6 protein-coding genes are annotated in these 10,259 nt (G+C 68.0%); all 6 read left to right on the top strand.

Annotated features, from left to right (window positions below):
- Positions 1-1,519, top strand: a 1,519-nt coding sequence (locus tag A7A76_RS10910) for a hypothetical protein (protein ID WP_206411209.1), incomplete at its 5' end; no start/stop codon positions are given.
- A 1-nt stretch (position 1,520) separates the two neighbouring features.
- On the top strand, positions 1,521-3,326 hold the full coding sequence (locus tag A7A76_RS10905; RefSeq protein WP_206411208.1) for a hypothetical protein: 1,806 nt from the start codon (positions 1,521-1,523) through the stop codon (positions 3,324-3,326).
- A gap of 33 nt (positions 3,327-3,359) precedes the next feature.
- Complete coding sequence (locus tag A7A76_RS10900; protein WP_206411207.1) at positions 3,360-4,055, top strand: hypothetical protein; 696 nt, start codon at positions 3,360-3,362, stop codon at positions 4,053-4,055.
- A 478-nt stretch (positions 4,056-4,533) separates the two neighbouring features.
- Positions 4,534-6,690, top strand: coding sequence for a hypothetical protein (locus A7A76_RS10895; protein WP_206411206.1), 2,157 nt, complete (start codon positions 4,534-4,536; stop codon positions 6,688-6,690).
- A 96-nt stretch (positions 6,691-6,786) separates the two neighbouring features.
- Positions 6,787-9,066 carry a hypothetical protein gene (locus A7A76_RS10890; RefSeq protein WP_206411205.1) on the top strand — a complete coding sequence of 760 codons (2,280 nt, stop codon included), beginning with the start codon at positions 6,787-6,789 and terminating at the stop codon, positions 9,064-9,066.
- A gap of 173 nt (positions 9,067-9,239) precedes the next feature.
- Positions 9,240-10,259: hypothetical protein (locus A7A76_RS10885; RefSeq protein ID WP_206411204.1), on the top strand; the 1,020-nt coding region annotated here is incomplete at its 3' end.

Below are 10,259 nucleotides of genomic sequence, written 5' to 3'. Positions count from 1 at the left end.
GGCCGCCGCGGCCAAGATCGCGCCGCCGCCGGGCATCGCCGCGGCGATGCTGCGCCCGGGCGGCGGCGCGTCGATCATCGAAGGCGACGAAGTGTGGCGGCGCCGGTCGTTCGATCCCAAGCCGCGGCCGTTCCCGATCCCGCGCCCATTGCCCGAACCGCAGCCCGAGCCGCAGCCGCAGCCCGCGCCGGAGCCGCGCTACGACGTATCCAGGCAGTTGCAGGACTGCAGCATCGCCCTGCAGTTCGAGCCGCAACTGCATCCGTACATCTATCCGGCCGGCAGCTCCGGCGGCCAGCGCGCGCCGCGCTGGACCGTGCATTCGCTGCGCTATCCCGCCGACACCGGTCGCGCCCACGCCTACTTCCAGGATCTGAACGATCCCGCGCGGATCTATTACCTGCCCGACGCGTTCAAGCTGGCCCGGCGCAGCGACGCGCCGCACGCGCCGGCGCTGGTGTTCCAGGTCGACCAGGGCGCCAATGCCGATCAGGTGATGGTCGACCTGACCTGCGAAGTGCGCCCGGTCACCGACGGCGAGCGCCTGCTGGCCGCGCGCCGCGCGCTTGCCGACAAGGTGCCGGCCAGCGCCGACAATCCCACGCGCGAGTTCGAACTGCGCCTGCTGCGCGCCGCCTCCAGCCTGCAGATGGCGCTGCTGCGCAACGGCGCGGTGCGCTCGGAAACCGTGCCGGCGACGATCGACTGGGACAACGGCTTCACCGTCAACGAGCGCTTCGAGTTCAAGGATTTCCAGGACGTGTTCGGCGTGCTCATGGCCGCCGGCGGCGCGTCCAACCTGCTGCAGGGCAGCGTGGTGGTGGCCACCGGCGTCGACGAGAACGTCACCGTGCCGGTCAAGCTCAACTTCGCCGACATGGAAGGCGAGCTGTTCCGTTCGATCGAAACGCCCGACCCGGCCACCGGCGCGGTGACGGTGAAGCTGCTCAACGCGATCGAGAGCGCGCTGCGCATCACCCGGTTGCCGGTGTGGATCACCCGCGGCGAGGGCCTGGTGGAAGGCCGCATCGAAGGCCTGGACCTGAGCCAGCCGGTGGAGATCGGGCCGGAGCAGAGCGTGGACTTCGTGGTCCAGCCGGCGACGCCGCCGGCCGGTCCGCTGCCGGCGGACGCGATCTTCAACACCGCCTCGGTGCGCGCGGTGCCCGACGGCGAGGCCATCCTCAAGTACACCCTGGACGACAGCATCGATCAGGAAACCGTGCGCGCGGTGACGGTGATGACCGCGCCGGACGTGCTGGCCAACAGCGGCGGCGAAGGCGGCGAGATCCTCAGCATCGTGATCGAGTTCCGCGGCAACCGCCGGGTGGTGTTGAACGCGGGCACGCTCAGCGTCGACATCGAGGTGCCGGTGCCGCTGATGGACATCCTGCTGCGCAAGGACAGCGAAGGGCGCTACGAATACCGCAAGACGGTGGTGTACAAGTCCGGACACAAGACGCCGACCACGCCGTGGCTTGTCGACGACACCGGCGTGCTGTTCGTGACGGCGCTCTGACATGTCCTTCGCCGCCCGCCCCGATTGGCGTTCGCCCTTGGCCATCGCGCAACGCCGCGCCTATGCCGCCTACGACCAGCCCGGCCGCTTCCTGCTGCCGCCGCAGGCGCTGGCGGCCCAGCGCGGCGACGGCGAAGCGCCGCTGCGCCTGGACATCGTCCAGCAGGACCGCGGCGACGCGCTGGCGCGCTATTCGATCCTGTCGCTGGTCTTCGCCGCCGATTTCGGCCTGGACGCGGCGCGCCAGGCCGCGTTCGACCTGGGCGCGCGCGCGCAGCTGGCGCCGATGCCGGTCGACGGCGGCTGGCTGCGGCTCAACGCGGTGCAGGCGCTGGACCTGCCGCCGGCGCTGGGCGACCTGCTGGCGCTGGACGCGGCCAGCCTGGGCGCGTTGAACCTCGCCGTGCGCCTGGACAGCGCCGGCACCGATCTGTTCGTCGCCGCGTTGCAGCGCGGCCTGCTCGCGGTCGGCGCGAGCGCGTGGCTGCGCGTGCGCGGCGTGGCCGAGCGCGTGCCGCTGAGCCTGAGCTTCGATCCGGCCCAGTTGCTCGCCGCGGTGCGCGCGCTGGCCGGCGGCGGCGACCAGATCGATGCGGTGCTGCTGCGCCAGCGTTTGATCGATGCGCCGCATCTGCTCGGCCTGGGCCTGTCCGAGAATTCGGGCGAGATCGCCAAGGAAACCCTCGCCGACGCCGTGCTCGACCGCATCGCCGCGCGCTTCGCCGCGCCGCGGCCGTCGCCGGCCGATGCGCCGGTCGGCGTGCGCCTGGCGTTCGATCCGGCGGCGATGGCCGCGGGCCGGGTGCAATGGAATCTGGCCGACGCCTTGCTGGCGCCGCGGCTGTTGACGCTGGAGGCCGATCCGCTCGGCCCGCTGCGCACGCTCCCGGCCGGCGAACTGCACGACCGCGTGGTGCGTCGCTTCGACGTGCGCGCGCTGGCCAGCGGCTGGCGCAGCCTCAGCGTGCGCGCCAATCTGCCGCCGCGCCGGGTCGGGCTGGCGTCGGCGCAAGTGGAGGTGCAGGTGCCGGCCAAGCCGCCGGCGCGCATGTTCACGCTCAAGGCGACCGCGCCGCTGGCGGCGTCGGACAAGCCGGTGTCGCTGGACCTGCGCCTGTCGCCGAGCGAGCCGCTGGCTTACCAATGGCAGGCCAACGCGGTGCTGCTCAGCGATGGCCGCGCCGAAACCTTGAAGGGCCCGCTGCGCAGCGGCGAGCGCGAACACCTGTTGGTCGGCATCGAGGATTTCGGCCTGCGCTGGCTGCCGGTGGAGGCAGAACCGGCGTTCCTGGGCGAGGCCGACATCGAAGTCGAGTGCTTCGGCACGCGCAAGGGCAAGCCCTGGAGCGCGCGCGCAACGCTCGACGCGGCGCGGCCGGAACTGGCCTTCGCGGTGCCGTTCGACGTCGACGACGCGGCGATCCGCGCGGTCGCGCGCGCCCGTCGCGACGGCGCGCAGCGGGCGATGGCGCCGCTGGCCGCCGACAGCCTGCGCCTGGACGCTTTCAGCTTCGACGGCAGCGGCTCGCGCGAGCTGGCGCTGAGCTGCGACTTCGACGACGACGCGCGCCAGTGCGCGATCGAGATCGCGCCGGAAGACGGCATCGACGATCCATCGCGGCGCAAGCGTCTGAGCTTCCTGCGTACGCGCACGCAGCAGACGTTCGGCTGGCTGGCGCTGTCGCCGTTCCGCAGCGGTTACCGCTGGCGCTGGCATGCGCAGGCGCCGTGGTCGCCGGTGCTGCAGCCCGACGCGCCGCTGCGGCTGCGCAGCAGCGAGGCCGCGCTGGCGGCTGCGACGAACTGAGTTTGAACGTTTGCCACTGGGGAGAACGAAGACATGAACGCGGACAAGGACGATCGCGCCGTCGGCGACGACGGTTTTGAGGACGTGCAGGGCGTGCTGGTCGCGCGCGATGCCGACGGCGCCTGGCGCTATCGCCCGCGCGCGCCGGGGTTGGCGCGCGGCGGCGACGGCCGCGCGCAGTTCAGCCTGATCGCCGCCGGCCCGGCGACGATGCTCGCGCTGACCGCGAGCTGGGGCGTGCCGGCGACAACGCTGGACGCGGTGCGCGCCGAACTGGCCGCGCGCGCGCAGCTGCCGCCGGCGCAGCTGAGCCTGTCGCCCGAACCGGTGCAGGTGGGCACGGTGCGGCTGATGCTCGGCGACGGCGCCGGCGGTTTCGAGGAACTGGCCAAGACCCAGTCGTCGGGCGCGCCGCCGTATCACGCCGCGTTCAATCTGATGCTCAGCGCCGAGCAGGCGGCCAAGGTGCGCAAGGCGCTCGGCGGCGAACGCGGCTGGCTGGAGCTGAGATACGAAACCCTCGACGCGCCGGCGGTGCGGCGCGCGAGCAGCGCGCAGAACGAGCGGTCGCTGAGCGTGGAGACGGCGCTGCGCGACGCGCAGGGCGAAGCGAGCCTGCGCGCGGAGCTGTATTACGGCGAACAGTTCGAAACCGACAGCGGCGGCGGCGAGCCGCGCGCGCGGTCGTATTCGGGCGACGCCGCGGATTGGGGGTTGCCCAAGCCATGAAGCGATCCGCCGCGCGGCGCGGCGCAGGCAGGCATTGGACCGCGGCGCGGCTGCGGGCCGGCTGAGCGAACGCCGGCGCAGCCGGGTTGCCGATCCCAGCGGCGCGAACGTGCGCCGGCGGCATCGGCCGCGACATCAACGAACGACCCCGCACGCGGCCGGCGGCATTCGGCGCGCGCCGGATCCGTTCGACCCGAACAAGCGGCGCGCCCTCGCCAAGGCGCGCCGGCGGGAGGATTCGCGCCCGGGAAAACCGCAAAAGACTTCGAGAAAACCTGTGTTTTTGTGTGTCCGGCGAAAACTGTGATCGGCGTTGGAAGAATCGAGCCGCCATCGCATCGCGCGGCAAACGCGAATCGCGCTTCGCCCGTGTCGTGGCGGCGCAAGCGGACCAGGACCGACACGACACCGACGCGGCGCAACGGAAGGCGCGCCGGGGAACGCAACGCTTCAGGACCTTTGGATAAGGAGCAAGTCCATGCTTAAGATCGACAACGTCGACACTTTGTTCGACCACGTGGTGTACGGCGACGACGCCAACGATTTCACCTACTACATCATGCCCAACGCGCCGACCTTCGCGAAGATGGCCAGCGGCGGCCTGGCCATGCGCTTCGTCGAATACGGCCAGATCCGCGAGGACGGCGGCAAGAAGTTCGGCGGCTTCATCGCCTTCGATACCGAGCTGTCGGTGCCGGCCGACGTGCAGAAGAAAATCACCGACGAACTGCAGAAGAAGCTGGCCGACAAGTACAAGGGAAAGACCGCGCCCAAGGTCGCGATCGCGCCGGTGGTGTGGACCGACGGCACCGTCGAGCTGCTGCTCAGCGAGGGCGGGGCGCTGGTGGAGAAGATCCGCGGCGCCGGCAAGCCCTCGATCTACGGCAAGAACATCGCCTCCTTCATGGTCGAGCTGTCCGAGCTGGGCACGGCGATCTTCAAGGAGACCCTGAGCACCGGTTCGGCTTCGGCGGTGCAGGTGGTCTACAAGATGAACTGCTACATGCGCCTGCCGGAGATGAAGGCCTGGGGCACCTGGAACGCGTCGGAGTTCTACAGCTTCTTCCAGGACATCAACACCGAGGACAACTTCTGGAGCGAGGACAGCTACACCGAGGTCGTCAACTCCAGCCGCTACAAGAACGACGTCACCAAGACCCACTTCGAGTTCGTGCAGGCGCCCAACCTCAGCGCCGAGGACAACGCCAAGCTCGAGTCGGACATCCGCGCGATCATCAACAAGCAGCTCGAGGCGGCGGTCCAGCGCAACATGCTCAAGGAGATCGCCGAAGTCGATCCCAACACCAAGGAGCTGCGCGAAGGCTCGGGCATCGAGGACATCCGTCGCACCATCAACAAGTCGCAGATCGCCAACGTGCGGGTGGAGTGGAGCGAGGCCAAGGCGGTCATCGTCAACCGCAACCCGCAGGGCATGCTGCCGACGATCACCTCGCTCAAGGACGACAAGAACAAGCCGCTGAAGTGGGAGGACTACTACTCCAAGATAAACCTGGACGAGTTCCTCAAGACCGTGCAGGTGGTGATGCGGGTCAACGCCGACTTCGCCAACCTGCCGATCCACAGCGTCGAGGTCAAGATCCGCTATCCGTACGGGCCGAACAAGAAGGTCCAGGAATTCGTGTTCACTAAACCTGATGACGTCGCCAAGTTCGAGGCGTTCGTGCACGAGGGCAAGCGCGACTTCACTTACCAGGTGACGGTCAACTACAAGGGCGCGACGTTCAAGCAGGTGTCGGAGGAGATCAAGACCGACGACACCAACCTGACCATCAACGTCGACGACCTCGGCGTGCTGGCGCTGGACATCGGCCCGGGCGATCTCGACTTCGCCCAGGTGCCGCGCACCCAGATCACAGTGCGCTACAAGCACGGCAAGCAGCCGGTCGAAGCCAAGTTCAACATGACCAAGGACACGCCGACCTTCCAGCTGCGCAAGATCATCGGCAAGCCGCGCACCGAAGACATCGACCTGGAGTTCCTGTACACGCTCGCCGACGGCCGCCAGATCAAGAAGACCGACAAGCAGCAGGCCAAGGAGCTGTACGTCGACGATCCGTTCTCCTCGACCAAGACCGTCAGCTTCCGCGCCGCCGGCAACCTGTCGGAGGAGATCGCCTCGATCACCGTCGATGCCAGCTACAGCGATACGGCCAACAAGTACAACCAGAAGACCGTCGTCACCCTGTCCAGCGAGATGACCTCGTTCGACTGGACCTTCCCGGTGGTGGACGAGACCCTGGGCGAGGTGAAGTACTCGGTCACCACGCTGTTCGCCGATGGCACCAGCAAGGAAGAAGCCGAGAAGGTCGCCACGCGCTCGACCATCCTGGTCGGCAAGAAGCTCGACCAGCTCGAGGTCTCGGTGGTTCCGGACTTGTTGAACTGGGACGAGCTGAAATTGGTCAGCGTGTCGCTGGCGCACGGGACCAAGCGCATCGACCTGCGCTTCAAGCCCGGCGACGAGGAGAAGAGCTGGAAGCTGCCGCTGACCGACGGCGAAGCGCCGGAGTACAAGGCGACCGTCACCTACTTCCTCACTGACGGCAGCCGCAAGGTGGTCGGCCCGCAGACCAAGGACGACATGACCTTGTTCCTGGAACTGCCGGCCGCCTGAGCCCGCCGCGACCCCGGCGCGCGCGGCCACGCCGCCGCGCGCCGGCTTTTCTTTTCGCCTGCTCTTCTTTTCGCTTGATCCGGAAGGAGTCCGATCATGCTTCTCCTCGACAGCCGCAGCCGCGAGATCAACGGCATCTCGGTCTTCCCCGACCACGCCGATCCCGAGCAGTGGTACTACATGCCGCTCAACCCGCACCTGACCACGGTGCGCGACAACGCGTTGGGCCTGGACGTTCCGCAGTTCCTGCTGATCGGCTTCCGCGGCGACGCCGGCACCGGCGGCTTTCTCAATTTCGACTGCAACCTCGGCGCCAGCCAGAAGCAGATCGACGACCTGGCGCGCGAGATCGCCAACAGCGAAAACCTGCGCAACAAGCCGCGGATCGCGCCGGTGCCGCTGGAAGACGGCGCGGTCAAGCTGATGATGCTCGGCAAGGCCACCGGCGACACCGCACCGACGCCGGGCGCGGGGCCGCAGTTCGTGCTCAAGATCGACCAGTCGGCCAAGCCGGCGCTGTACGGCGCCAACCAGGCCGCGTTCTCGGTGCGACTGGACCAGGACGGCTACACCGTGATGGAGCAGTGCCTGGGCGGCGAGATCCTGCCGGTGGCGGTGATCTATTCGCTGGACTTCCTCGGCCTGCGCCCGGCCTACAACATCAATCTGAAGATCGATTGGGACCGGGTGCAAAAGCACATGGACGAGAGCTTCTCCGGCGGCAACATCTTCTTCTCCACCGAGATCGGCAAGGCGGTGGACGAGCTGGTGGAGAGCCGGGCGATCGTGCTGGAGTCGGACACCTTCGTCGCCGAGAGCGAGGACACCAAGGGCATCATCGACCGCCGCGACGCCGCCCTGGCGCAGGTGCGCAACATGGTCACCGATGCGTTCTTCCAGCCCAGCCTGCCGCCGTGGACGCCGGAGAAGAAGTCCGATTTCGAAGCCGGCCTGGACGCGCTGGGCAAGTTCGCCTCGCGTTCGGCGGCGATGGCCGCCGGCGGGCCGATAGGCGCGCTGCTGCCGAGCTTCAGCTACAAGCGCATGGACTACAAGCGCGTCGACAAGAAGAAGCTCAACGTCAACTTCTCCGAGCGCGTCGCGGTCAAGCGTTCGATCTATCCGCAGGGCCATCTGGCGGCGCTGTTCAAGACCATCCGCGAGGGCGGCGTGCCGCGCGACCGGCTGGTCAAGCAGATCAGCCTGGACAACGATTTCTTCAAGAAGCGCCGGGTCAAGGTGATCTCGCGCGCCGACCTGGCCGCCGACGACATCGGCAGCATCAACGTGCGGGTGCGTTACGGCGACAAGGCGCAGAACGCGCTGCTCGGCGCCAGCCAGGGCGATGCCAGCTTCGAATGGCTGAGCCAGCTCGACAAGGGCCAGATGAAGCGCGACGTGCAGGTCGAGTACGAGGTCAGCTTCAAGGGCGTGGACGCGGCCGAGCGGCCGACCAGGCTCAAGTCCAAGCCGCAGAGCTTCGATGTGGAGAACATCGAGATCATTCCGCGCGACCTGTACGCGATCAATACCGTGCCGGTGCTGGCCGAGAACTTCCCGTGGGAGCGCTACAGCTCGGTCGACGTGTTCCTGCGCTATCGCGACCCGGCCAACAAGATCAATCAGAACGATCTGGTGCGCCTGACCAAGGATTCGCCGTCCGGCGCCTGGAAGATGTTCGTGATGGATCCGGCCAAGACCGGCTATGAGGTGCGCATCGTCTATCACGGCCTGAGCGGCGGCGACACCGTGCGCGACTGGGCGCCGCTGGACGAGCCGCAGGTCAGCGTGCGCAACCCGTTCCCGACCCGGCGCGTGGTGCAGGTGGTTCCGAACTTCAACTGGAACGACGTGCAGGAAGTGTTCGTCGATCTGCGCTACTCGGACAAGGCCAACAACGTCCAGGAAGAGATGCAGATGTCGTTCCAGGAAGGCGCGGCCTCGCAGGTGTTCGCGGTGGACCTGCGCAATCCGGAGGTCAAGGGCGTCTATTACAGCGTCAGCATCCTCTACAAGGACGGGCGCGACGTGGAGGAGATTCCCGAGTCGGTCACCAACGGCAACCGGATCATGCTCAAGGCCGGCATGAAGGGAAGGCGCATCGTCACCGTCAAGCCGCCTGTGGATTTCGCCAAGCGCAAGATGCGCCGGGTCAAGGTCTCGCTGCGCTTCGAGGATTTCGCCGGCGGGCTGTCGTTCGCCGAGGACTTCGACTTCGACAACGCCCAGGCCAGCGGCGAGTTCGAATACGACTACCTCGACCCGGCGCGCATGCGCTACGAGTACAAGGCCAGCTATCTGCTCGAGAACGGCACCAACAAGAGCGTGAACTGGGCGCCGAACGACACGACCGATCTGGTGTTGAAGATGCCTTGATCGAGGCGCAGACGTAGCAACGCAGCGGCCGGTCGCCGCGCCGCTCACGGCAGCGTCATCCCCGCCCGCGCGGGGATGACGGAAAGGGGGAAGGCGCAGCCGTCCGCCGCAAGAACCAAGAACAAGGAACGGCCGCGCCCCGCGCGCCCACCGCAGAGCCATCGGAGTTCGTCATGCTCAGCCTGGAAAAACCCATCACCGTCGACGGCGTCACCGTGTTCCGCGACCACGCCGACAAGAGCCAGTTCTGGTATTTGCCCGGCCCGGTCGATCTGGCCAAGCGCCAGGCCGACGGCCGCAAGGAATTCAGCTTCCTCAAGTACCGCGTCGCCGACGCTTCGGCCGCGGTCAAGGGCGGCGGCTTCGTCACCTTCGTCACCACCTTGCAACTGCCCTCGTCGATGGAGTCGAAGATCCTCGGTCGCCTCAACGCCGAGCCCGGCGTGGTGCCGCCGGCGCGATTGACCTGCGCGACGTTCGAGGAAGGCACGGTGCAATGCATCGCGCTCAACGCCCAGGGCGGTGGCGGCACGTCCGCGCAGCCGGCCGCGCCGGGCACGTTCAACGCGGTCGAGCACATCCTCGGCGCCACGGTGCCGTCGATGGACGCGGCCAACCGCGCCGCTTTCAGCCTGACCTTGTCGGCGGAGGGCGCGACCATCCTGGAGCAGGCGCTCAGCGACGGCATGACCCCGATCGGGGTGATCTACGACTTCAAGTACCTGGCGATGCGCCCGGCGCTGCGGGTCACCATCACCGCCGATTTCGAACGCATCTACAACCACTTCAGCGCCAGCCTGGAAGGCCAGTACGCCTGGTTCAAGGCCGGCATCGACGCGGCGTTCGAATCGCTGGTGCAAAACGGCGTGATCGACATCCAGGTCGAAGCCTTCACCGACGCCGAGGACCGCCGCGACCAGGAGAAGTGGGCGCTGGATTTCTTCAAGGACGATCTGCTGAGCAAGTGGTTCGAGCCGACCCTGGTGCCGGGCAAGCTGGCGACGGATCCGGCGACGGTCAACAGCGGGCAGGGCGGTTCGGGAGGCAACAGTGGCGGATCGAACGGCGGCAGCTCGGGCGGCAGCAGTGGCGGATCGAGCGGCGGCAGTTCGGGCGGCAGCAGCGGCGGCTCGAGCGGCGGCAGTTCGGGCGGCAGCAGCGGCGGCTCGAGCGGCGGCAGTTCGGGCGGCAGC

The sequence above is a fragment of the Lysobacter enzymogenes genome (genome assembly GCF_017168095.1).
Classification (GTDB): domain Bacteria; phylum Pseudomonadota; class Gammaproteobacteria; order Xanthomonadales; family Xanthomonadaceae; genus Lysobacter; species Lysobacter enzymogenes_D.
Note: the sequence above shows the minus strand (reverse complement) of the source record. Positions and strands in the feature narration are given on the sequence as shown.